Origin of the sequence: Streptomyces prunicolor (genome assembly GCF_045162825.1) — a bacterium.
GTDB lineage: Bacteria > Actinomycetota > Actinomycetes > Streptomycetales > Streptomycetaceae > Streptomyces > Streptomyces prunicolor.
The window spans coordinates 5,298,755-5,321,206 of the sequence record NZ_CP108676.1 but is presented as its reverse complement, the minus strand read 5'-3'; the positions used below and the strand labels follow the sequence as shown (position 1 = coordinate 5,321,206).

The following is a 22,452-nucleotide window of genomic DNA, read 5'->3' as shown; positions in this document are numbered from 1 at the left end:
CAGTTCCCCGCGCCCCTAAATACTGGCCCGGGATTGAAATGCTGAGGAAGGTTCGTCATGGCCAAGACATCGCCGCCGTCAGGGCGTTCTGCGCGCACCAGTGTCTGGCTTGAGACGAAGACGCGCCGGAGCGGGCGCGGCGGCGGAGGCCAACCCGGCCTCGACCGCACCCGCATCACCGAAGTCACCGTACGGCTGCTGGACGCCGAAGGCCTGGCCAAGTTCTCCATGCGGAGGCTCGCCGCAGAGCTGAATGTGACCGCGATGTCCGTCTACTGGTACGTCGACACCAAGGACGACCTCCTCGAACTCGCCCTGGACGCCGTCTTCGGGGAGTTGCGGCTGCCCGATCCGGAGGCCGAGGGCGAGGAGTGGCGGGACCAACTCCGCATGCTGGCAACGGAGTACAGGGCCCTGCTGGTCCGGCACCCATGGCTGTCGCCGCTCGCCGGCACCTTCCTCAACATCGGGCCGAACTCGCTCGCGTTCTCCCGTGTCGTCCAGCGCGTGATCCGCCGCACCGGGCTGCCGGACCACGGGCTGACCGGGGCGATCTCGGCCGTCTTCCAGTTCGTGTACGGCTACGGCACGATCGAGGGCCACTTCTTCGCCCGGGTCGCCGACACCGGCATGACCCCCGACGACTACTTCCGGCACGCCATGACCACGTTCGACGGGGCCCCGACGACAGCCGAGGTCGTGGAGGAGTCCAAGCAACTCATGGCGGCCCGGGGTGGCGACACCGTCGCGGAGATGATGAACCGGGACTTCACCTTCGCCCTGGACCTGCTGGTGGCGGGCATCGAGGCGATGGTGAAGAGGGACGGCGGCACCAACAGCCCGTCGCGGGCTTGAGCGTCGGCCGCCCCTTTCAACCAGGGCCTGCAAAATCAGCCAGCCCCTCAACCCAGGCCGGCACTATTCAGCCCGTCCGGCGTTTGAGGACGAGGCCCCTTCAGGGCCGATGGGGGTCTGGGGGCGGAGCCCCCAGCACCACCTCAGCCCCCGCCGAACGGGACCCGCACCCTCAGCCGCCCGCTCAGCCCTCGGAGAGCCGCGCCGGAAAACCGCCGGTGGCAACCGGACCCCACTTCTCAGGCGTGACCCGGACGATCGACTTCCCCTGCTTCACCATCGCCGCGCGGTACTCGTCCCAGTCCGGATGCTCCCCCGAGATGTTCCGGAAGTACTCGACGAGCGGCTCCACGGACTCCGGTGAGTCGATGACCTCGGCCGTGCCGTCGATCTGGACCCACGGCCCGTTCCACTCGTCGCTCAGGATGATCACGCTGACCCGCGAATCCCGCTTGGCGTTACGGGTCTTGGCCCGCTCGGGGTACGTGGAGACGACGATCCGCCCCGAGTCGTCGACCCCACAGGTCAGCGGCGACCCCTGCGGGCTCCCGTCCGCCCGCCGGGTCAGCAGGATCGCCCGATGCCGGGGCCGTACGAAGTCCAGCAGCTCGTCCAGGGACACAGAGGTGTTGCTCGCGATGTTCGAAGCCATACGGCCAGCCTAGGCGCAGCCCACCCCACTACGCCTGCGGCAACGCGTCCCCCTGCACCGCCTGGACGTCCAGCTCGACCTTGAGCGTCGTACCGATCGCCGCGATCCCCGCCTGGACGACCTGGTTGTAGTTCATCGCGAAGTCCTCGCGATGCAGTTCCGTGGTCGCCCGGAACGCGGCCCGCGTGCCACCCCAGGGGTCGGCCCCGGTGCCGAGGTAGGCGAGGTCGAGGTCGACGGGTCGTACGACACCGTGGAGGGTCAGTTCGCCGGAGACGGTCCAGCGGTCGGAACCGGCCAGGGTGAGGGCAGTCGAGCGGTACGTGATCTCCGGGTAGCGGGCCACGTCCAGGAAGTCGGCCGAGCGCAGATGGTCGTCGCGCATGCCGTTGCCCGTGTCGATGGACGCGGCCCGGATGACCGCCTCCACCCGGGACTTGGCGATGTCGTCCGGCGCGATCTCGACCGACGCCGTGAAGTCGGTGAACCGGCCGCGCACGCTGGAGATCCCCAGGTGCTGCGCGACCGCGCCGACCGTGGAGTGGGCGGGGTCGACGGTCCACGGCCCGGGCGGCGGCAACTCCGTACCGCCCTGCCGCGCCAGCGTCACCGTGCCGACCTCGGCCCGCCCTCCCCCAGAGGGGGGACCCCCAGCGGTGACGATCGCGGTGGCGGCGGCGGGCGCGTACCCGACGGCCGTGACGATCACGGTGTACGGCCCGGGCGCCAGCGGGTTCGGGTCCCGCACCGCGCCCTCCACGTCCGCCTCGGCCCGCAGCACCTGCGCCCCGGTCATGTCGGTCACCGTGACGACCGCGTGCGACACGGCCCATCCGTCGCGGGTACGGATCTTCGCGGTCAGTCCCATGTCTCTGTAACTCCTAGCCGTACAGCGGTAATTCAGTGCGAACGGGTCCGGCCCGTGGGGTGTGCCTCCGCTCGGGACACACTCCACGGGCCGGGGTGGATGGGTGAACTACTCACCGGGGTGGGCGAGTTCGATGTCGTGCCCGTCGGCTCCGCGGCCGTTCACCGTGAGGGCGGTCGCGACCGGCGGGTAGCCCGTCGCGATCACCGTGTACTCGCCGCCGCTCAGGTCGGTGAAGGCGTACGCCCCGTCCGAACCGGTCGTCGCGGTGCCGACCACGTTGCCCGCCGCGTCCACGAGGGTGACGCGCGCGTCGGCCAGCGGGCCGTGCGGGGCGCGGACCACGCCCAGAACCTGCGCGCCGGAGTCGAGGTCGATCTCGACCCGGGTGACCCCGGTGCCGCCGACCTCGACGGGCAGCGCGCGCGGCCGGTACCCGGCGGCGTTCACCGCGACGGTCACGGCCCCCGGCACCAGCTCCGCGAACGCGAACTCCCCCTGCTCACCGGTGACTCCGGTGGACAGCAGATCGCCGCGCACATCCGTCACGATGACCATCGCGTCCTTGACGGGCAGCCCCGTCTCGGCCGCCCGGACGATCCCGTTCAGACCGCTGGTACCGCTCAACAGCACGTCGTACGACACCGGTTCGTGGCCGTTGACGACAACCGTCGACGCCTGCGGCTGGAAGCCGTCGGCGGAGGCGATCAGGACGTACGACCCCACGCTCGGCGCGTCCAGCGCGTAGGAGCCGTCCGCCTGCGTGACCGAGCGGCCCAACTGGCGTCCCCCGAGGGAGATCAGGGTGACGGCGGCCTGCGGGACGGGCGCGCTCTCGGCGCCGCGGACGAAGCCGCGGACGGGAATCCCACCGGACACGGGATCGGACATGGGTGCGGTCTCCTCCCCCACCACCGTTGCCACGGCGGCGAGTTGCTGCTCGGTACCTTCGGCCGCCCAGCTGGGGACCTTCTGCTCGGCGGGCGCGGGGATCTCCGCCGCGTCCAGCACACCCACGGCCTCCTCGGCCGCCTGCGCCAGCCCGCCGGAGGTCCGCAGCGGGACCTCCTTGATGAACATCACGACGATGAAGGAGATGAGCGCGAAGGGGGCCGCGTAGAGGAAGACGTCGGCGATTCCGTGGCCGTAGGCGCCCTCCAGCCAGGTGCGGACCGTGCTCGGCAGGGCGTCCATGTCGGGCAGCGCGCTGCTGCCGACGGCCTTCGCGGCGGCGGCCTGCGACTGCGGGTCGAGGGAGGCGACGGTGTCCTTGGCGTAGTGCGTGATCCGGCCGGACATCACCGAACCGAGCACGCCGACGCCAACCGCGCCACCCAGCGAGCGGAAGAAGCTCACCGTGGAGGAGGCGGCGCCGAGGTCCTTCGGGGTGACCTGGTTCTGCGTGGAGAGCACGAGGTTCTGCATCATCGTGCCGACGCCGATGCCCAACAGGGCCATGTAGATGGACAGTTCCCAGTACGGGGTGTCGTAACGCATCAGGCCGAGCAGGCCAAGACCCGCGGTGAGGAAGAGACCGCCGGCGACCAGCCAGCCCTTCCAGCGGCCGGTCTTGGTGATGAAGCGGCCGGAGACCATCGACGCGACGAACAGCCCGCCGATCATCGGGATCGTCATGACCCCGGACATCGTCGGGGACTTGTCGCGGGCCAGCTGGAAGTACTGCGAGAAGAAGACCGTGCCCGAGTACATGCCGACACCGACGAACAGCGAGGCCAGCGAGGCGAGCGAGACGGTGCGGTTGCGGAACAGGCGCAGCGGGATGATCGGCTCGCTCGCCCGGGTCTCGGTGAACACGAACAGCAGCGCCAGCACGACCGTGCCGCCCACCATCGCGTACGTCTGCCACGACAGCCACTCGTACTTGTCGTCGGCGAAGGTCACCCAGACCAGCAGCAGCGAGGCGGCGGCGGTGATGAAGAAGGCGCCGGTCCAGTCGACCTTGACCTTCCGCTTGGCGACCGGGAGGTTCAGCGTCTTCTGCAGCACGATCAGCGCGATCAGCGCGAAGGGGATGCCGACGAACAGGCAGTAGCGCCAGCCGAGCCACGAGGTGTCGGTGATCACGCCACCGAGCAGCGGACCGCCGACGGTCGCCACGGCGAAGGTCGCGCCGGTGTAGCCGGAGTACCGGCCGCGCTCGCGCGGGGCGATCATCGCGGCCATCACGACCTGGACGAGGGCGGAGAGACCGCCGGCGCCGAGGCCCTGGATGACCCGGGCGCCGATCAGCATCGCCGGGTTCTGCGCGAGGCCGGCGACGACCGAGCCGATGATGTAGATGACCAGGGATATCTGGACCAGGGCCTTCTTGCTGACCAGGTCGGCCATCTTGCCCCACAGCGGCACCGAGGCCGTCATGGAGAGCAGGGCCGCGGTGACGACCCAGGTGTAGGCCTCCTGGCCGCCGCCCAGGCTGCCGATGATGGTCGGCAGGGCGTTGGTGACGATCGTCGACGAGATGATCGCGGCGAACAGACCGAGCAGCAGCCCGGAGAGCGCCTCCATGATCTGCCGGTGCGTCATCGGAGCGCCGTCGGGGGCCGCGGGGGAGGCCCCTCCGTGCTTGGCGTGAGCCCGCACACCGGCTGGTGTGGTCGTTGCCATGGGCTTCCTTTTCTTCCGTGCTTATGCGGGTGTACGGGTGGTGTGTTCGAGTTCGGGGGTGTGGGGGGTCCCGGCTACGACGGGCGGGGACGGGGATGAGGGCGCCGCGGCTCGACAGTCGCCGAAGCTCGCCCGCAGCCGGGTCATCAGCCGGATCAGCTGCCCGACCTCCTCGTCGCTCCAGTCGCCCAGTCGGTCGGCGAGCAACTGGGCGGTCCGCCGGGACAGTTCGTCCACCTGGGCCCGGCCGCCGGGGGTGAGGCGCAGGATGCGGGAGCGTTTGTCGGCGGGGTCGGGGGACCGTTCGATCCAGCCCCGGTCGACGACGTGCGCGACATGGCGGCTGGTCACGGACATGTCGACGGAGAGCAGCTCCGCGAGCTTGCTCATCCGCATGTCGCCGTACCGGTCGAGCAGGGTCAGCACGGCCGCGGAGCCGCCGGGACAGTCGGACGGCATGATCCGCCCCAACTCCCTGCGTACGGCGCCGAAGGCACTGAACTGACGCATCAGCTCCTCGTACTGCGTCCGCTCGGCCATCACACCTCCCATATTCGTTGCTTGGGGCAACCATAAGAGAGTAGGAGAGGTTGGTTGCTACAGGCAAATAAAACGGCCGGGTGCGGGACAAAAAGTTGGCAAAGGCAAGCATTTCTGAACGTAAACCCGCAGGTGGGAATGGCTCCGCGAGGCCCCGCACTTGGGTGTCCCCCAGGGATTCGCTAGTGTCTCGGCCCATGGCAAACACCCAGGGCCCCGAGGGCAACTACGACCCCGCCGGCAGCACCCAGATGTTCCGCGCCTTCGTCGACGAGACCCCCCAGGGCGGCGGCCCCCAGGCCGCACCCACGGCTTCTGCCGGACCCCGCGTCGGCCTGATCGTCGGCGTCGTCGTCGCGGTGCTGGTCGTGGCGGCGGTGGTCTACCTGGCGGTCATGTAGCACCGGCGGCTGTGCGTACTACTCCCACTGGACCGACACGTCCCGCGTCTCGATGTGCATCCCCAACGGCACCCGCCACGCGTCGACGCACACCGTCCAGGTCTTGTCCGTGTGGGCGCGGGCTCCGATCGGCACGGGAAGCCGCTCCGTCGACTCGATCGTCGCCCAGTCGATCCCGAGGGCGCCGATGATGTGCGTCCCGAACGTCACCGTGCCCGAACGCACCGCCGTGCCGCCGGAGTTGCGGAAGGCCAGGGTCACGTCCTCGCACCACCGCTGATCCGTGGCCTTGCGTGCGGGGGCGCCCCAGGTCAGGGCGGCGGGGGCGCTGGGAGCCGTCGCAGAGGCGGCAGTTGGGGTCGGTGACGGTGAATGCGTGCTGCTACGACCGGACTTGGCGCCCGCGGGTGAAGGGGTGGCCGACGCGGACGCTGAAGTCCCATCGCCGTCAAGTGACTTGCCGGCCGCGGACGACGGCGTTGGGGCGTCGAGCGGCACCAGCGTGACGCTCCCGGTCGGGCGTACCGCCGTAGCGGATGGCCGGGGCGGCCCGACCGCCGCGTAGCTGTCGCCGCCGGTGTCTCCGCATGCGGTCAGCGTCGCGCAGACGACGGCCGCCGACGCGCCCAACAGGGCGCCTCGGCGGCCAACTGTCCATGTCGAACGAGGCATCGCGCCATGGTGGCTGACACTTCGTCAAATAGGAACCCTCGGAACCCTTGTGACCCTGTCGGGGGTCAGTCCGAGATCAGGCCCTCGCGGAGGGTCGAGAGGGTGCGCGTGAGCAGCCGGGAGACGTGCATCTGGGAGATGCCGACCTCCTCGCCGATCTGCGACTGGGTCATGTTGGCGAAGAAGCGCAGCATGATGATCCGGCGCTCACGGGGCGGCAGCTTGGCGAGCAGCGGCTTGAGCGACTCCCGGTACTCCACGCCCTCCAGCGCCGTGTCCTCGTAGCCGAGGCGGTCCGCCAGCGAGCCCTCGCCGCCGTCGTCCTCGGGGGCCGGGGAGTCGAGCGAGGAGGCCGTGTAGGCGTTGCCGACCGCGAGGCCGTCGACGACGTCCTCCTCGGACACGCCCAGCACCGCGGCGAGTTCGGGGACGGTCGGCGACCGGTCCAGCTTCTGGGAGAGCTCGTCGCTGGCCTTCGTGAGGGCCAGCCGCAGCTCCTGGAGGCGACGCGGTACGCGCACCGACCACGACGTGTCGCGGAAGAAGCGCTTGATCTCGCCCACGACGGTCGGCATCGCGAACGTCGGGAACTCCACCCCGCGTTCGCAGTCGAACCGGTCGATCGCCTTGATCAGGCCGATCGTGCCGACCTGGACGATGTCCTCCATCGGCTCGTTGCGGGAGCGGAAACGCGCGGAGGCGTACCGCACGAGCGGGAGGTTGAGCTCGATGAGGGTGTCCCGGACGTAACCACGCTCGGGGCTGTTCTCGTCGAGTGCGGCGAGCCGCAGGAAGAGGGAGCGGGACAGGGTGCGGGTGTCGATTGCTCCCGTGGTCGGGAGGGCCGGGGCCGGTACGGCGGGTACGGCCTCGAGGACCGTAACGGCGTCGAGTGCGGGCTCAGCCTCGCTCTTGGTGAGCGTGAGCACCTTCGAGCTGCCCTGGTCTGCGGACATGCCACCCCCTTTGGGTCGCGGGACGGTCGTGGCGATCGCCCCCGTCTGGGGAGCGGTGCCTTCACCTGAATACCGGAGCCGGGGCCACGGCAAACGCGCTTCCCGCAGAATGTCACATGTCGGCAACACGCTGTAGTGACATGTCGACATGTCTGTTACGAATCAGCCCTGGAAAAAGGGGGTCTGACGGCTTTTCAGCCCAAAACTGCCGGGAAAGCGCCCGATAGGCGATTCGTTCGTACCGGTGACAACTCGCTCGGGCATTCGGTTACCGCGAAGGCGCGGTTCCGCGCCTCGACGACGCGGTGCCAGGCCTCGATGACGCGGTGCTACGCCTCGATGCGGTTCGCGGAGCGCAGTCGCTGGAAGCTGCGGGCGAGGAGCCGCGAGACATGCATCTGGGAGACGCCGAGTTCCGCGCTGATCTGTGACTGGGTGAGATTGCTGTAGTAGCGCAGCAGCAGGATCCGCTGTTCCCGCTCGGGGAGTTGGACGAGGAGGTGCCGGACGAGGTCGCGGTGTTCGACGCCGTCCAGGGCCGGGTCCTCGTAACCGAGCCGGTCCAGCAGGCCGGGCAGTCCGTCGCCCTCCTGGGCGGCCTCCAGGGAGGTCGCGTGGTACGACCGGCCGGCCTCGATGCAGGACAGCACCTCGTCCTCGCCGATGCGCAGCCGCTCGGCGATCTCGCCGGTGGTGGGGGTGCGCCCGAAGGCGGTCGTCAGATCCTCGGTCGCCGCGTTGACCTGCACCCACAACTCGTGCAGCCGGCGCGGGACATGGACCGTACGGACGTTGTCGCGGAAGTACCGCTTGATCTCGCCGATGACGGTCGGCATCGCGAACGTCGGGAACTGCACGCCCCGGTCCGGGTCGAAGCGGTCGATGGCGTTGATCAGACCGATGGTGCCGACCTGGACGACGTCCTCCATCGGCTCGTTGCGGGAGCGGAAGCGGGCGGCGGCGTAGCGCACGAGCGGGATGTTCGCCTCGATGAGCGCCCCGCGCACGCGGTTGTGCTCCGGCGTACCCGGCTGGAGCCCCTTGAGCTGGCCGAACAGCACCTGGGTGAGGGCCCGGGTGTCCGCGCCGCGGCTGCGCGGCGGAGCGGCTGGCGCCGGGGTCTGGGCGGGCGCCTCGTCCTGGGGCGGCGCTGTACTGGCCGACACGGTCAACGCCACACCTCTTCGATAGGCCAACTGCAAAAGGTCGACTGCAATAGGTCAACTCATCCGTCAAAAGCGGTCATAGCATCACAAGAGATGTGCACTGTGTGCAAGCACCGCCTAATACCGTGTTATGCCGTGTTGAGCAACAAAAGCCCCCTGCCGTGATGGCAAGGGGCTCTGTAGGGGGTCTTGCGGGAGGGCTCTTCGATGGAGTCGGCGGTGTGCTCAGACCCCGAAGTCGGCGACCTCGTAGTCGGCGATCACCCAGGTCGCGAACTCGCGCCACAGCACGACGCCCGCCTGGTGCGCGGGGTGCTCGATGTACCGCTTCAGGGCGTCGGGGTCGTCGACCGCCGAGGTGATCGCGAAGTCGTAGGCGATGGGGCGGTCGCTGATGTTCCAGCCCAGCTCCCAGAAGCGCAGTTCGTCGATCAGGTCGCCGAGCGGGCGGAAGGCCTCGACGCCGGCCAGGACGCGCGGGTCGTCGCGCTCGACGCCCTCGTTGAGCTTGAAGAGGACGAGGTGCCGGATCATCTGCGCGCTCCTGGTGGGTAGTTGGCTACTACGGTCGGCTACTGCGCCCCGTCGGCCAACCAGGTCATGAAGTCGCCGATGGCCTTCGCGGCGTCCGAAATGCCCTCGAAGCCTATCTGGACGTAGTCGGCCGCCTTGGACGGGTCCGTGATGATCACGTACAGCGCGAAGACCACGAGCAGGTAGACGACGATCTTCTTGGCGTTCACCGCCATCGCGGCCTCCCGTGTGACTTCGTGCCCGTGGGCCCCCTGTTGCCGGCGGTGAGTGTAACCTTCACGGCCCCTTTTTGGATCAATCAGGGATCAACCAGAGACCAACCAGGGACCAACGGCCCGCAGGTGAAGGGGCGTTGCCACATCACGCAAGCGGTGGCGGAGGGAGGCGAACCCGCTTGCGCGACCGGTCTCACCTGGACTCTGACGGCAGGGAGCGCAGGGCGGGTGTGGAGCAGTGCTGACAGACATCACCGGTCGGGGCCGGCGACGCCCTGACCTGCTGCGTGTCCGGGAGCTCCCGCGCATGACGACGCACTGTGTGCCGCTCGCCGAGGAGCGGCGTCAACTACGCTGAAGACAGGTGCATGGCCCGTGTCCGTGATCCGGGACCGAGGCCCCTGGTCGCTCCTTACGCAGCGCTTGGAGGAAGCCGTGAGCGCCGGACTCCCCGACTGGATGATCCCGCCCAGGCCCAGCGGCTGGGAAGCCGATGACCTCGATCACCTCCCCCAAGCACCGCGGCACACCGAACTGATCGACGGAGCGCTGGTCTTCATGATGTCGCCACAGCGGTCCTGGCACTCACGACTCGTGGAGAACATGACGTTCGCTCTACGTCAGGCGGCTCCTGCGGGGTTCGAGGTCGAGCGGGAGATGACCGTCCGTCTCGACAACAAGAGTCGTCCCGAGCCCGAGATCCTGGTCACCACCGCCGCATATGAACCCGACCGCACTTGGTACGCACCCGCCGACGTCACCCTCGTCATCGAAGTCGTCTCGGAGGAATCAGCCGACCGGGACCGATCCCTGAAGCCCTTCAAGTACGCCCAGGCCAAGATCGCCCACTTCTGGCGCATCGAGGACGAGGCTGGAGCGCCCGCCGTCCACACCTACGAACTCGACCTCATGACCAGCACCTACGTACCCACCGGCATCCACCGAAACGACCTGAAGATCGTCACCCCGTTCGACCTCGACATCGGCCTCACCAGCCTCGTGCCCTGATCGCGGGTACCGAAGGCGAGTTGGGCAAGAAAACAGGCCGGACCAGTCGGAACGGTCATCTGACGGCGGGCCAATTCCGGTGCCGTCGGCAGGCTTCAGAAACGGTCAGTCAGAGTTTGGGTACCGCAGGCGCCGTCGGAACTCCGCACGTCGGGCCACGGAGCTCGCCCCCGGACTCAACGAAACCGATGCACCGGGGTTGGCCGCGAGCCGCGAGGGAGGCAGCCAACGCTGGGAGAAGGCTCAACTGAGACGAAACAGCATGAGGGGCCCGGTCCAACGGACCGGGCCCCTCATCTACCTGCGGTAGCGGAGGGATTTGAACCCTCGGTGACTTGCGCCACACTCGCTTTCGAGGCGAGCTCCTTCGGCCGCTCGGACACGCTACCGAGAGAGACCCTACAACAAGGTGGGGCGTGGTTTGAAATCGGTAATCGGTGGCCTGCCGGCGGCCCTGCTACCGGCCCCGGAAGAACTCCGTGAGCAGGTGGGCACACTCGTCCGCGAGGACGCCCTCGATCACCTCGGGGCGGTGGTTGAGCCGCCGGTCCCGTACGACGTCGAAGAGCGAGCCGGCCGCGCCCGCCTTCTGGTCGCGGGCGCCGTAGACGACCCGGTCGACCCGGGACTGCACCAGCGCGCCCGCGCACATCGTGCAGGGTTCGAGGGTGACGACCAGGGTGCAGCCCGACAGCCGCCACTCACCCAGGTGAGTGGCGGCCCGGCGGATCGCGAGAACCTCGGCGTGCGCCGTCGGATCGCCGGTGGCCTCGCGTTCGTTGTGCCCGGTGGCGAGCACGGTCGTACCGTCCGGGGACAGTACGACCGCGCCGACCGGGACGTCGCCGCCCCGGGCGGCCGCTCCGGCCTCGTCGAGGGCGAGCCGCATCGCGGCCCGCCAGGGGTCGCGTACCGGGTCCGGGGTCCCTTCTGTGCGTGCTGTGGTCAGCGGACGGTCTCCAGGACCTCCGAGGCCCCCAGGGCCTCGGCGATGGAACTCAGCGCGTCGTCCGCGTCGAGGAGCCGCAGCTCCTTCTCGCCGACGCCCAGGTCGTCCAGGATCTGGCTGTCACCGACGGGGCTGTGCGGAACGGCCTCGGCCGAGGAGGTGCCGGCCTCGTCGTCGTCCTCCTCGTCCTCATTTTGAGGATCACCGTCCTCGGTACCGTCGAGGTCGAGGGAGTCCAGGTCGACGACATCGTCGTCGTCCGGATCCCGTCCGAGCAGCTCGTCGGTGAGCAGGATCTCGCCGTACGAGCTGCGGGCTGCGGCAGCTGCGTCCGAGACGTAGATCCGAGGGTCGTCCTCGCCGTCGATGCGGACGACGCCGAACCAGGCGTCCTCCTGCTCGATGAGCACCAGCACCGTGTCGTCCTCGGGCGAGGCTTCACGGGCCAGTTCGGCCAGATCCGACAGGCTCTCGACATCGTCGAGCTCTGTGTCGCTCGCTTCCCACCCGTCTTCGGTGCGCGCGAGCAGTGCGGCGAAGTACACCGTGACTCTCCCACTGGTCATAGGTGTGCCGGTTGGGGGTCCCCCCGGCGGAGGTTGCGGGCGGGGAGAGCTCGTGCTCCGAGCCCCACCCACTCGGAATCGTGGCAGAAACAAGGCGTTCAGGGGACGTCTTCGGCTCCCTGTGTCCGCCCGTTTTGATCGACCACCAGCGGGATCGTACGCGGCGATCGCCTTGCACACGCACCCGGTTGGCCTTACAAAGTGCTGTGAGACAGGCCTCAACTACCAGCGGAACGTGCGCATACGCATGGCGTGGCGCAGCCGCGCGGTCTTCGCGCGGCGGGGCTGGACCCGGTCGCGCAGCTCGCGCGCCTCGGTCAGCTCGCGCAGGAACTGGGCCCGGCGCCGCCTGCGCTCGGCATCGCTTTCCCGGCTCGTGTCCCGGCTCCTCGCCGGTTCCTTCGGTTGCGACGGTTCCTTGTGGGACTCACGGTCAGGCATCGGTGCACCACCCCGTTCCGTCCCTCCCACTTTCCCCCGGACGGGCGGTTTGATGCCAGCGCGAGCAGGTACGGAGGGGCGGCTACTGTTGTGGACATGCGTCTCCACGTCGTCGACCACCCCCTGGTCGCCCACAAGCTCACCACGCTGCGCGACCGGCGCACCGACTCCGCGACCTTCCGCCGCCTCGCCGACGAGCTGGTCACCCTGCTCGCCTACGAGGCCACGCGCGACGTGCGCACCGAACAGGTCGACATCACGACGCCGGTCGCCCCGACCACCGGCGTCAAGCTGTCCTACCCGCGCCCCCTGGTCGTGCCGATCCTGCGGGCCGGCCTCGGCATGCTGGACGGCATGGTCCGGCTGCTGCCCTCCGCCGAGGTGGGCTTCATGGGCATGGTGCGCGACGAGGAGACCCTCCAGGCGTCCACGTACGCCACGCGCATGCCGGAGGACCTCTCGGGCCGCCAGGTGTACGTCCTGGACCCGATGCTCGCCACCGGCGGCACCCTGGTCGCCGCGATCCGTGAGCTGATCAAGCGCGGCGCCGACGACGTGACGGCCGTGGTCCTGCTCGCCGCCCCCGAGGGCGTCGAGGTCATGGAGCGCGAGCTCGCGGGCACCCCGGTGACGGTCGTGACGGCCTCGGTCGACGAGCGCCTGAACGAGCACGGCTACATCGTCCCGGGCCTCGGCGACGCGGGCGACCGCCTCTACGGCGCGGCCGAGTAGGACTCCGTCAACACCCGATAAGACTCCATCAACACCCGATTCCCGTACGGCTCTTACCCGCCGTACGGGAATCGGGTGTTGTCCTACGACTGCCTCCGTACGACTGCCTCCGTACGACTGCCTCCGTACGACTGCCGGCCGCACGACCGTCGGCCGTACGACCACTTTCGTACGGCTATGAGCACGCCTTCGGTGAAGCGCCGGCCGTCGGTGCGGCGGGGCCGCTCAGCGTGGCCAGGGCCTTGTCGGCGGCCGCCTTCGCCGTGAGGTTCTTGAAGGCGGTGCCGATGATCAGGTCGACGGTGGCGCCCTTGCGGGTGGCCTCGGTACGGCGCTCGGCGCCGGTCAGCTGGGTGGCGAGGACCGGCAGCGAGGTGTCGAGCGAGGCGGCGGGGCCGAGCAGTACGCCGGTGCCCTTGACCTTCTTGTCCCACTGCGCGGACGCGTTGCCCACGTCGCCGATCTTGAAGCCGCGCTTCTTCAGCTCGTCGGCGGTCGACTTGGCGAGGCCGCTGCGGGGCGTGGCGTTGTAGACGTTCACGGTGATCTGGGCGGGCTTCGGCACGGCGGAGTCCGTACTCGCGCTCGCGCTCGCCGAGGGGCTGGCCTTGGACGCGCAGGCGGCCTTGGAACCGGCGGCCGAGGCCTGCTTGCCGCCACCGGTGAAGACGTCGATGAGCTGCAACGTGCCCCACCCGCCCACACCCAGTACGGCGACGGACGCGACCATCATGAGGACGAGCTTCCCGCGACGCCGCGAACGGCGCATGCGCGGGTATTTGTCCCCCGTGATCCGGTACTGGCCGCCCATGCCTGGGGGAGTCAGCATGCTCATGAGCGCAGCGTAGTGCGCCCGGGCGACGATGCCTACTAGATGATCATTCGACAGCGCCGAGACCAACCCGAAAGGACGAACGGGTTACCGGAAGGCGACCGTCCGAGCCCGTGCCCGGGACCTGATGAGTGCGGCTCAGTCCAGTTCGAGCACGCGCGCGTGGAGCACCTGGCGCTGTTGCAGCGCGGCGCGGACCGCCCGGTGGAGCCCGTCCTCCAGGTACAGGTCGCCCTGCCACTTCACGACATGCGCGAAGAGGTCGCCGTAGAAGGTCGAGTCCTCGGCGAGCAGCGTTTCCAGGTCGAGCTGGCCCTTGGTCGTCACGAGCTGATCGAGGCGGACCGGGCGCGGCGCGACATCCGCCCACTGCCGGGTGCTCTCCCGGCCGTGGTCGGGGTACGGCCGGCCGTTTCCGATGCGCTTGAAGATCACACGGAAAGCCTACCGGTCATGACGTTCCGGGCGCAGCCATGGAGACGGAGTGCGACGCTGGAAAAGATGGAGCAAAGCAGGGCAAAAAGGGAACAGGGGCCTGATATGAGTGACAGCGAGTCGATCGCCGCGGGCTACGCCTTCACAGGACCTGCACTCGACCTCGGGGCCCTGCTGTGGGATGGGGCCTGTCTGCCCGACGCGCAGATCCGCATCCCCCTCCCGATGCTCAACCGCCACGGCCTGGTCGCGGGCGCCACCGGCACCGGCAAGACCAAGACCCTCCAGCTCATCGCCGAGCAGCTCTCGGCGCAGGGCGTACCGGTGTTCCTCGCGGACGTGAAGGGCGATGTGTCGGGCATTTCCGCACCCGGCGTCACGAACGACAAGGTCGCGGGCCGGGCGGCCGAGGTGAAGCAGCAGTGGACGGCGACCGGCTTCCCGGCGGAGTTCTACGCCCTCGGCGGCATCGGCCACGGCATCCCCGTCCGCGCCACGATCACCGGCTTCGGCCCGGTGCTGCTGTCGAAGGTCCTCCAGCTCAACCAGACCCAGGAGCAGTCCCTCGGCCTGATCTTCCACTACGCCGACACCAAGGGCCTGGAGCTGATCGACCTCAAGGACCTGCGGGCCGTCGTCACCTTCCTGACCTCGGACGAGGGCAAGCCGGAGCTGAAGAACATCGGCGGCCTGTCCACCGCCACGGCCGGCGTGATCCTGCGCTCCCTCACCGCCTTCGAGGCGCAAGGCATGGCCGACTTCTTCGGCGAGCCCGACTTCGACACGAGCGAGCTGCTGCGCACGGCGTCGGACGGCCGCGGCATGGTCTCCGTCCTCGAACTCCCCGCCGTCCAGGACAAACCGCAGCTCTTCTCGACCTTCCTGATGTGGATGCTCGCCGACCTCTTCCACGACCTCCCGGAGGTCGGAGACGCCGACAAACCGAAGCTCGTCTTCTTCTTCGACGAGGCGCACCTGCTCTTCAACGACGCGTCCAAGGCCTTCCTGGACTCCATCACACAGACCGTCCGCCTCATTCGCTCGAAAGGGGTCGGCGTCTTCTTCGTGACCCAGACCCCGAAGGACGTACCCGGCGACGTCCTCGCCCAACTCGGCAACCGCGTCCAGCACGCGCTCCGCGCCTTCACCCCCGACGACCAGAAGGCGTTGAAAGCAACGGTCAAGACCTTCCCGAACTCCTCCTACGACCTGGAGGAGATCCTCACGGGCCTGGGCACCGGCGAAGCGGTCGTCACGGTCCTGAGCGAGAACGGCGCCCCGACCCCGGTGGCGGTCACCCGCCTCCGCGCCCCCGAGTCCCTGATGGGCCCGATCGACGCGACGACCCTCGACGCGGCGGTCAAGTCCTCGTCCCTCTACGGCCGTTACGCACAGGCTGTGGACCGCGAGTCGGCGTACGAGAAGTTGACGACGGCAGTGCGAGAGCCGCAGGAGACACCGAAGGCGGCCTCGAAGCCGTCGGCCAAGTCGGCCAAGGAGGACGAGTCGATGGTCCAACAGGTCGTCGGCAGCGGCATGTTCAAGTCCCTGGCGCGATCGGTCGGCACCCAGATCGGCCGCGAGATCACCCGCTCGCTCTTCGGCACGGCCCGACGGAAGCGCTAGCCCCCGCCGGGCCGTTCTGCCTACGGCGGTCAGCGGGCCCGTTCCTCCGGGGGCCGCTGCGGCTCGGGTCGGCGGACCTCCGGCTTGGGCGCGTTGCGGACGGCCTCCGCGCGCAGCAGGGCGCGCAGGACGGCGTACGGGTCGATGGGCATGGCTGTGCTCCTGACGTCGTGGTGACGGTTGACCTGGGGGAGGTCGGTCCGTCAGCAGCGCAGGACCACGGTGCGCAGGGCGCGGAGGGTGTACGGGGGCGAGGGCGGCGCGGGGAAGGAGCGCGCCCGGGGCGCCGTCGCCGCCGGGCCTGGCGCGGGCCGCAGGGGTGCGGTGGGCCGGTGGACGGTGAGCGAGACGGGCCGTAGGGCAGCGGCCGTGTCGAGGACGTCGTACTCGATGGTCGTCTCTACGGACGACGCGACCGGCGTCGCGCGCATCTCGGCGTGGGTGCCCGGGACGAGCAGGGCGAGGAGCAGCACGAGCGCCCGCAGCCAGACGTGGCTGCGGGGGAGGCGGTGCGCGGGGCTCACCCTGGTGCTCATGGAAGGTCATCTCCCAGCGGCCGTACGGCGTTCATCGCGACGGGCGCGTAAACCGCCCGCACGGCCTACCAACGAGGCTCACAGGGACGGGGGCACCTTCTTGGCGAGGCCCCTCATCCGGACGGCCGTGATGATCTCCACGACGCCGACCGCGACCAGCCAGATGCCGCAGACGAGGGTGAGGACGGCGACCGAGCGGAAGGGTGAGTCGATCAGCACGATGCCGGCGATGAAGGTGACGATGCCGAGGAAGATCTGCCAGCCGCGCGCGGGCATCGTCTTGTCGTGCAGGGCGGCCAGGGTCTGGGTGATGCCCCGGATCAGCCAGCCGATGCCGATCCACAGGGCGAGCAGCAGGATCGACTGCATCGGGCCGCGGAAACAGAACAGGCCCAGCACGATCGACAGCGCGCCGCTGATGAACGCCAGTACGCGCAGCGAGGTCGCCCGGTGGGTGCCGAAGGCGGCGACCAGTTGGAAGACGCCGCTGATCAGGAGGTAGACGCCGAAGAGGATGCCGGCCGCGAAGAGGGACGCGCCGGGCCACACGAGGACCAGTACGCCGAGGATGAGAGACGCGACGCCGGTGAGCAGGACGACCTGCCAGGCGGCTTTGGAGAGGGCGAAGAGGGGCCCTTCGAATTCCGGTTCCGGCGAGTCATGTGGGGGCCGCGGCGGGCGTGATGCGTGGGCGCTGCGGTCGTCGTATTCCGGGCCCCAGGGGCCGCTCGGTGCCTCGGTCATGGTCCATGTTTTGACCGGGCACGGACGGCCCGCCACCCGGGCGGGCCACCTGGCTGACAGGGTTGCCGAGGTGACTACTTGCCGCCCGCCGCCTTCGCGGCCTTGGCCGCGGCCTTCATCTCCTGCTTGTGGGCGCGGACCTTGGCCAGCGACTCGGGCCCGGTGATGTCGGCGACGGAGCGGTAGGACTTCGTCTCGCCATAGGCCCCGGCGGCCTCGCGCCAGCCCTTCGGCGTGACCCCGAGCTGCTTGCCGAGCAGGGCGAGGAAGATCTGCGCCTTCTGCTTCCCGAACCCGGGCAGTTCCTCCAGCCGCTTGAGGAGGTCGGCTCCCGTGCCGACGCCCGCCCAGACACCGCTCGCGTCCCCGTCGTAGTGCTCGACGAGGTACTGGCACAGCTGCTGGATCCGCTTGGCCATGGAACCCGGGTAGCGATGCACGGCCGGCTTCTCGGAGAGCAGCGCGGCGAAGGCCTCGGGGTCACGGGCCGCGATCTCGTGCGCGTCCAGATCAGTGGTCCCGAGCCGGTCGGCGATCGTCCGCGGCCCCTTGAACGCCCACTCCATCGGCACCTGCTGATCGAGCAGCATCCCCACCAGCGCGGCGAGCGGGGAACGGCCGAGGAGTTCGTCGGCGGCGGGGTCCTGGGCGAGGTGAAGGGTTGCGTCCATGGGTCGATGATGGCGCGTGCGTGCGGGGGGTGCCTGCTGGTGCGGGCACGTGGCGTTGGAGTCCGGATGCTGGAGTGCGGGCATCTGCGGTGTTCTGTGGACCGTGGCCGCTCGGCGTACCGGCGCGGGGAGCCCTGACCCGCGGGCTACGCGAACTCCGCACGAGCCTTGCCGGAAAAGGCAGTTGAGCACTCGGTATCGCCGTCGGGAAAACAACTTGGCCCGGATTGACAGGACTTGAACAATGACGGCCATGCAGACCCGACAGGCACGGGCCGATGACGCACCGGCGGTCGCCCGTGTCCACGTGCGCTCCTGGCAGGTGGCCTTTGCCGGTCTCGTTCCCCCGCACTACCTCGACGCCATGGAACCGAGCCGCGAAGAGTCCGAGTGGAGGGCATACATCGTGGAGGCGCGATGGCCGTCGGCGGGAGTGCTGGTGGCCGAAACCGAGGCGGGGGTCGTCGGATTCGCAGGTTTCGGCCCGTCCCAGAAGACCCCTGCCACCGCCGAAATCGGCACGCTGTACGCGACCCCAGAAGTCTGGGGCACCGGGATCGGGAAGCAGTTGACGCTGGCCGCGCTGACGACGCTCGGACAGGCCGACTACACGCAAGCCACCCTGTGGGTCCTGGAGGGCAACGAACGCGCCCGCCGCTTCTACGAAGCCGCCGGCTGGCGCGCGGACGGCGCAGCCGTGGAGGACACCACGGGCGGGGCCTCTCTCAACAAGCTGCGCTACCAGCACCCTCTTGGGTAGCCCGATCACCGTCACAGAGGTTCGGCAGGGGCGGCTTGCCGCTCAGGAAGCCCGCCAGTACCCCAGCGCATGCACGCGCTCCCGCCGCACCCCCAGCTCCCTGCGTACGTACGACGACAGCCCCCGCGTCGTGGCCGTGTCGCAGGTGATCCAGACGTACGGGTCGGCGCTGTCCTTCAGCAGGTCGGGGAGTTCCGCCCTTACCCGGTCGGCGAGTTGGCCCCTGGAGAGGTGGCGGACCTCGTGCAGTGCCGGGTCGGTGCGGAACGGCAGGCCCTCGGTCGCGCTCTCGAACCAGATCGTCGTCGGGGTCGCCGAACCCACCGTTTCCAGAAGGGAGTTGATGGCAGGCAGTGATGCCGGGTCGCCGATCGCGAAGAGGTGGGTCGGGGGCGGGGTGGGCTCCTCGAAGCCCGTGCCCTGGACCGTCGCCTCGATGGTGTCACCGGGCTTCGCGGAGCGGGCCCAGTCGCTCGCGCACCCCTCGTGCAGGGCGAATTCGAGGGCGAAGGTGCCGGCCGCCGGGTCGGGGTCGACCAGGGTGTACGCCCGCTGGTGCGGCTTGCCGGCGTTGTCGAACCAGAGGCGGACCCACATCGTGGGGTGGACGCCGGTCGCCGCGAGCATGCCGCCGTCGGTGAGGCGGAGGCGGCGGTAGTGCGGGGTGACGTCCTCGGCCCTCGTCACCGTGAACTCGAAGTCCTTCGCGCGCAGCAGCCGGAGAACCGCGCCCTCCCAACCGCGCCCCTGCACCATCGGCTCTTCACCTTTCGCGTACGCTTTCCCCACCAGTAACTTAGGCAAGGCTAACCTAAAAAGCAGCCGCAAAACAGGCAGTCTTGAAAGAGAAGGGCCACCGGGTGACGACCCAGATCTACCGCGACACCTGGGGAATCCCCCACCTGCGCGCGGGCAGCGCCGACGAGCTCGCCCACGCCCAGGGCCGCGTCACCGCCCTCGACCGCGGCCGGCAGATCGAGGTCGAACGGCACCGGGCCCAGGGCACGTCGGCCTCTTTCCTTGGCGTCCGCGCCCTGTCCTGGGACCTCTTCGCCCGACGCGCCCGCCTCGACGACACGGCCGGACGGTGCTTCGCCGCGCTGGAGAAGCGGGATCCGGAGACCGCGCGCTGGGTCCAGGCGTACGTCGACGGGGTCAACGAGGGGTTGGCCGCGAGCCCTGTTCCCGAGTTCGCCAAGTACGGCCCCGCTCCCGGCCGCTGGGAGCCCTGGACTCCCCTCGGCGTCTGGCTGGCCACGCACATCCTGTTCGCCGGGTTCCCCTCCAAGCTCTGGCGCGAGGAGGCGATACGGCACCTCGGGCCGGACGCCGTAGGGCTGTTCGCCACCGACGGCCCCGGTACCTCCGGCAGCAACGGCTGGCTGGTGAGCGGGGCGCGGACCACCACCGGGCGGGCCGTGCTCGCCGGGGATCCGCACCGTTTCATCGAGGGCCCCGGTGTCTATCAGCAAGTCCACCTCTCCTGCCCGGAGTTCGACGTCGTCGGCCTCACCGTGCCCGGCGTCCCCGGTATCGCCCACTTCGGGCACACCGGCACGGTCGCCTGGGCCATCACCAACGCCATGGCCGACTACCAGGACCTCTACCGGGAACGGCTGCGCCGCACCGGCGCCGGGGTGGAAGCCCTTGGCCCGGACGGGAGTTGGCGCCGCGCCGCCCGGCACACGGAGACCATCGAGGTGGCCGGGGAGGAGCCCGTCGAGGTCGAGGTCATCGAGACCGAGCGCGGGCCGGTCGTCATCGGTGGGCCGGAAGGGCTTGACGGAGGCATCATCGGTGGGCCGGAAGGGCTTGACGGAGGCATCATCGGTGGGCCGGAAGGGCTTGACGGAGGCATCATCGGTGGGCCGGAAGGGCTCGTCGGAGGCATCAGCGCCCCGCCCGACGCCCCGCCCCTCGCCGTCAGCCTGCGCTACCCGCCCCGCGTCACCGACGACCTCGGCTTCACCGCACTCCTCCCCCTCCTCCGCGCCCACCAAGTCGCCGACGTGGACCGGGCGTTCGACGACTGGGCCGAGCCCGTCAACGTCGTCCAGGCCGCCGACACCGAGGGCGGCCTGCTGCACCGGGTCGCGGGGCGGGTGCCGATCCGTGCCGAGGCCAACCGCACCCGGCTCGTCCCCGCCTGGGAACCCGGTCACGCATGGCGCGGCTGGCACCGGCCGCCTCGCGGAGGGCTGTCGGACGACGGCGTCGCCGTCATGGCCAACCAGCGCGGCCCGGCCACCCCGCTCGGCGTCGAGTTCGCCCCGAACCACCGCGCCGACCGCATCACCGCGCTGCTCGCCGAGCGCGAGCACTGGTCCGCCGCCGATATGCCCGCGATCCACATGGACACCCAACTGGGCTCGGCCACACCCCTGTTGGACCACCTCGACGCACTCACCGACCTCACCCCCGAGGCCTCCGCGCTCCGCGACCGGCTGCTGAACTGGGACCGCCGGATGGACGCCGACAGCACCGACGCCGCCGCCTACGCGGCCGTACGCGGCGCGGTCGTACGACGGCTCGCGGCGCACCCCGCGTTCGCCGCGCCGGCCGAACCACCCGCGTACCCGGAGGTGTTCCTGCCATGGCTCGCGCTGCTGCCCCGCGTCGCCTTCGCGCTCGAACACCTGCTGCGGGCACGGGAGTTGTACGGCATCGACCGGTCGGAGATCGTGCGGGCGGCGGTCGAGGAGGCTGCGGCGAAGTCGGTCGGCGTGTGGGGCGACACTCATCGCCTCGCACCCTGGCGGGCGTTCGGTGGGACTCCAACTCCCGCCCCTGGCCTGTCCGGTGACCACGACTGCGTGCTGTGCACCTCATCCGTTCCCGGGCTCACCGACCTGAGCGGGCGGGGCCCGGCGGCTCGCTTCGTGTGGGACCTGGCGCGGCGGGAGGACAGCCTGTGGGTAGTGCCGTTCGGGGCGTCGGGGGTGCCCGGTTCACCGCACCACCGCGATCAACTGCCCTTGTGGCTCAAGGGAGATCTGGTCCCGGTGATCACCGACTTCACCCGCCTCGCACCCGAAACCGGCACACCTGTGGGACAAAGAGAACCTCGTCAACCCGTCCTCCACGAACAACACATCGACGGCTTCGGCACCGTCCGCGTCCTCCCCCTGGACCTGGCCGCCGACGCCGGGACGATCCATCGCTGGGTCAGTGAGCAACGCGCCGCGTTCTGGGGCATGAACGGCCTCACCCAGTCCCAAGTCGCCGAGATCTACGCCCACATGGACACCCTCGACACCCACCACGCCCACCTGGTGCTGCGGGACGACGAACCCGTCGCGCTCCTCCAGACCTACGACCCCGCGGCCGACCGCGTCGGCGACTGCTACGCCGTAGCACCCGGAGACATCGGCATCCACCTCCTCCTGGCACCCGCCGGACCGGACGGCGAGCGGCCCGGCTGGTCGGCGGCGCTGATGGGCGCCCTCGCCTCCTACGTGCTGCTCGGTCTGGACCGGCGTCGGATCGTCGTCGACCCGGACGTACGGAACGAGAAGGCGATCGCGCGGTTCCTGCGGCAGGGGTTCGTGGCGGGCCCGAGGGTCGTCCTGCCGGAGGTCGACATCCCCGACGTGTTCATCCCCGAAAAGCGCGCTCAACTGGCGTTTCTCCCTCGCGAGGTGGCCTTCCCGTAGCCTGCCGACGTGACC

The 22,452-nt window shown here is 69.7% G+C and carries 26 protein-coding genes and 1 tRNA gene; 7 read left to right on the top strand and 20 right to left on the bottom strand.

The features are described 5' to 3' along the window. Positions 1-57: 57 nt before the first annotated feature. Positions 58-855 carry a TetR/AcrR family transcriptional regulator gene (locus OG588_RS24400; protein WP_405949158.1) on the top strand — a complete coding sequence of 266 codons (798 nt, stop codon included), beginning with the start codon at positions 58-60 and terminating at the stop codon, positions 853-855. 184 nt (positions 856-1,039) lie between these two features. Here the strand turns inward: OG588_RS24400 and OG588_RS24395 are convergent, their stop codons facing one another. From OG588_RS24395 to OG588_RS24380, 4 genes are all read right to left on the bottom strand, one after another. After that, positions 1,040-1,507: a PPOX class F420-dependent oxidoreductase gene (locus OG588_RS24395; RefSeq protein ID WP_398846217.1), complete on the bottom strand. Its 468-nt coding sequence runs from the start codon at positions 1,505-1,507 to the stop codon at positions 1,040-1,042. 28 nt (positions 1,508-1,535) lie between these two features. After that, positions 1,536-2,375 carry a YceI family protein gene (locus OG588_RS24390; protein ID WP_405949157.1) on the bottom strand — a complete coding sequence of 280 codons (840 nt, stop codon included), beginning with the start codon at positions 2,373-2,375 and terminating at the stop codon, positions 1,536-1,538. A 108-nt stretch (positions 2,376-2,483) separates the two neighbouring features. Next, positions 2,484-5,000, bottom strand: coding sequence for an MFS transporter (locus OG588_RS24385; protein ID WP_405949156.1), 2,517 nt, complete (start codon positions 4,998-5,000; stop codon positions 2,484-2,486). Between the two features lie 21 nt (positions 5,001-5,021). Beyond that, positions 5,022-5,540 carry a MarR family winged helix-turn-helix transcriptional regulator gene (locus OG588_RS24380; protein ID WP_405949155.1) on the bottom strand — a complete coding sequence of 173 codons (519 nt, stop codon included), beginning with the start codon at positions 5,538-5,540 and terminating at the stop codon, positions 5,022-5,024. A 197-nt stretch (positions 5,541-5,737) separates the two neighbouring features. On the opposite strand from OG588_RS24380, the gene OG588_RS24375 reads away from it, so the two are divergent. Beyond that, positions 5,738-5,941 carry a hypothetical protein gene (locus OG588_RS24375; RefSeq protein WP_266859071.1) on the top strand — a complete coding sequence of 68 codons (204 nt, stop codon included), beginning with the start codon at positions 5,738-5,740 and terminating at the stop codon, positions 5,939-5,941. Between the two features lie 18 nt (positions 5,942-5,959). On the opposite strand, the gene OG588_RS24370 is transcribed toward OG588_RS24375, so the two are convergent. The 5 genes from OG588_RS24370 to OG588_RS24350 all read right to left on the bottom strand — a co-directional run bounded on the left by OG588_RS24370 (position 5,960) and on the right by OG588_RS24350 (position 9,484). Next, positions 5,960-6,613, bottom strand: coding sequence for a hypothetical protein (locus OG588_RS24370; protein ID WP_405949154.1), 654 nt, complete (start codon positions 6,611-6,613; stop codon positions 5,960-5,962). 65 nt (positions 6,614-6,678) lie between these two features. Next, positions 6,679-7,569 (bottom strand): RNA polymerase sigma factor SigF, encoded by an 891-nt coding sequence (locus tag OG588_RS24365; RefSeq protein WP_043685712.1) that lies wholly within the window; start codon positions 7,567-7,569, stop codon positions 6,679-6,681. 329 nt (positions 7,570-7,898) lie between these two features. After that, the gene (locus tag OG588_RS24360) at positions 7,899-8,747 is read right to left on the bottom strand and encodes an RNA polymerase sigma factor SigF (protein ID WP_393033951.1); all 849 of its coding nucleotides are present in this window, start codon (positions 8,745-8,747) and stop codon (positions 7,899-7,901) included. Between the two features lie 213 nt (positions 8,748-8,960). Continuing rightward, on the bottom strand, positions 8,961-9,269 hold the full coding sequence (locus OG588_RS24355) for a Dabb family protein (protein WP_405949153.1): 309 nt from the start codon (positions 9,267-9,269) through the stop codon (positions 8,961-8,963). Positions 9,270-9,307: 38 nt separating this feature from the next. After that, positions 9,308-9,484 carry a hypothetical protein gene (locus OG588_RS24350; protein WP_328681707.1) on the bottom strand — a complete coding sequence of 59 codons (177 nt, stop codon included), beginning with the start codon at positions 9,482-9,484 and terminating at the stop codon, positions 9,308-9,310. Between the two features lie 435 nt (positions 9,485-9,919). On the opposite strand from OG588_RS24350, the gene OG588_RS24345 reads away from it, so the two are divergent. Then, the gene (locus OG588_RS24345) at positions 9,920-10,492 is read left to right on the top strand and encodes a Uma2 family endonuclease (protein WP_405949152.1); all 573 of its coding nucleotides are present in this window, start codon (positions 9,920-9,922) and stop codon (positions 10,490-10,492) included. Between the two features lie 304 nt (positions 10,493-10,796). Here OG588_RS24345 and OG588_RS24340 read toward each other — a convergent pair. The 4 genes from OG588_RS24340 to OG588_RS24325 all read right to left on the bottom strand — a co-directional run bounded on the left by OG588_RS24340 (position 10,797) and on the right by OG588_RS24325 (position 12,448). Continuing rightward, positions 10,797-10,881, bottom strand: a tRNA-Ser gene (locus OG588_RS24340). A gap of 68 nt (positions 10,882-10,949) precedes the next feature. Then, on the bottom strand, positions 10,950-11,381 hold the full coding sequence (tadA, locus tag OG588_RS24335) for a tRNA adenosine(34) deaminase TadA (RefSeq protein WP_405949151.1): 432 nt from the start codon (positions 11,379-11,381) through the stop codon (positions 10,950-10,952). 56 nt (positions 11,382-11,437) lie between these two features. After that, on the bottom strand, positions 11,438-11,986 hold the full coding sequence (locus OG588_RS24330; RefSeq protein WP_405953197.1) for a hypothetical protein: 549 nt from the start codon (positions 11,984-11,986) through the stop codon (positions 11,438-11,440). A 243-nt stretch (positions 11,987-12,229) separates the two neighbouring features. Continuing rightward, positions 12,230-12,448, bottom strand: a complete 219-nt coding sequence (locus OG588_RS24325) for a hypothetical protein (RefSeq protein ID WP_405949150.1) — start codon at positions 12,446-12,448, stop codon at positions 12,230-12,232. A 96-nt stretch (positions 12,449-12,544) separates the two neighbouring features. Here OG588_RS24325 and upp point away from each other — a divergent pair, with 96 nt between their 5' ends. Beyond that, positions 12,545-13,180: a uracil phosphoribosyltransferase gene (gene upp / locus OG588_RS24320; protein WP_026150077.1), complete on the top strand. Its 636-nt coding sequence runs from the start codon at positions 12,545-12,547 to the stop codon at positions 13,178-13,180. A gap of 175 nt (positions 13,181-13,355) precedes the next feature. Here upp and OG588_RS24315 read toward each other — a convergent pair whose 3' ends face one another. Together OG588_RS24315 and OG588_RS24310 are read right to left on the bottom strand one after the other, a co-directional pair. After that, positions 13,356-13,991, bottom strand: coding sequence for a LytR C-terminal domain-containing protein (locus tag OG588_RS24315; protein WP_405953196.1), 636 nt, complete (start codon positions 13,989-13,991; stop codon positions 13,356-13,358). Between the two features lie 159 nt (positions 13,992-14,150). Continuing rightward, entirely contained in the window at positions 14,151-14,447 is a 297-nt protein-coding gene (locus tag OG588_RS24310) for a type II toxin-antitoxin system VapB family antitoxin (protein WP_003999914.1), read from the bottom strand. A 105-nt stretch (positions 14,448-14,552) separates the two neighbouring features. Here OG588_RS24310 and OG588_RS24305 point away from each other — a divergent pair, with 105 nt between their 5' ends. Beyond that, a complete protein-coding gene (locus OG588_RS24305; RefSeq protein WP_405949149.1) occupies positions 14,553-16,073 on the top strand; it encodes a helicase HerA-like domain-containing protein in 1,521 nt (506 codons plus the stop codon). A 29-nt stretch (positions 16,074-16,102) separates the two neighbouring features. Here the strand turns inward: OG588_RS24305 and OG588_RS24300 are convergent, their stop codons facing one another. The 4 genes from OG588_RS24300 to OG588_RS24285 form a co-directional block, all read right to left on the bottom strand. Beyond that, on the bottom strand, positions 16,103-16,225 hold the full coding sequence (locus OG588_RS24300) for a hypothetical protein (RefSeq protein WP_019054906.1): 123 nt from the start codon (positions 16,223-16,225) through the stop codon (positions 16,103-16,105). Positions 16,226-16,276: 51 nt separating this feature from the next. Then, positions 16,277-16,609, bottom strand: a complete 333-nt coding sequence (locus tag OG588_RS24295; RefSeq protein ID WP_405949148.1) for a hypothetical protein — start codon at positions 16,607-16,609, stop codon at positions 16,277-16,279. 78 nt (positions 16,610-16,687) lie between these two features. Further along, a complete protein-coding gene (locus OG588_RS24290) occupies positions 16,688-17,353 on the bottom strand; it encodes an HdeD family acid-resistance protein (RefSeq protein ID WP_405949147.1) in 666 nt (221 codons plus the stop codon). 74 nt (positions 17,354-17,427) lie between these two features. Beyond that, a complete protein-coding gene (locus OG588_RS24285) occupies positions 17,428-18,024 on the bottom strand; it encodes an HhH-GPD-type base excision DNA repair protein (protein ID WP_405949146.1) in 597 nt (198 codons plus the stop codon). A 253-nt stretch (positions 18,025-18,277) separates the two neighbouring features. On the opposite strand from OG588_RS24285, the gene OG588_RS24280 reads away from it, so the two are divergent. Continuing rightward, the gene (locus OG588_RS24280) at positions 18,278-18,784 is read left to right on the top strand and encodes a GNAT family N-acetyltransferase (RefSeq protein ID WP_405949145.1); all 507 of its coding nucleotides are present in this window, start codon (positions 18,278-18,280) and stop codon (positions 18,782-18,784) included. A gap of 42 nt (positions 18,785-18,826) precedes the next feature. On the opposite strand, the gene OG588_RS24275 is transcribed toward OG588_RS24280, so the two are convergent. Beyond that, the gene (locus OG588_RS24275) at positions 18,827-19,540 is read right to left on the bottom strand and encodes a siderophore-interacting protein (RefSeq protein WP_405949144.1); all 714 of its coding nucleotides are present in this window, start codon (positions 19,538-19,540) and stop codon (positions 18,827-18,829) included. Between the two features lie 104 nt (positions 19,541-19,644). Between OG588_RS24275 and OG588_RS24270 the strand changes: the two genes are divergently transcribed. After that, positions 19,645-22,437: a GNAT family N-acetyltransferase gene (locus tag OG588_RS24270; protein WP_405949143.1), complete on the top strand. Its 2,793-nt coding sequence runs from the start codon at positions 19,645-19,647 to the stop codon at positions 22,435-22,437. The last annotated feature ends 15 nt before the right edge of the window (positions 22,438-22,452 follow it).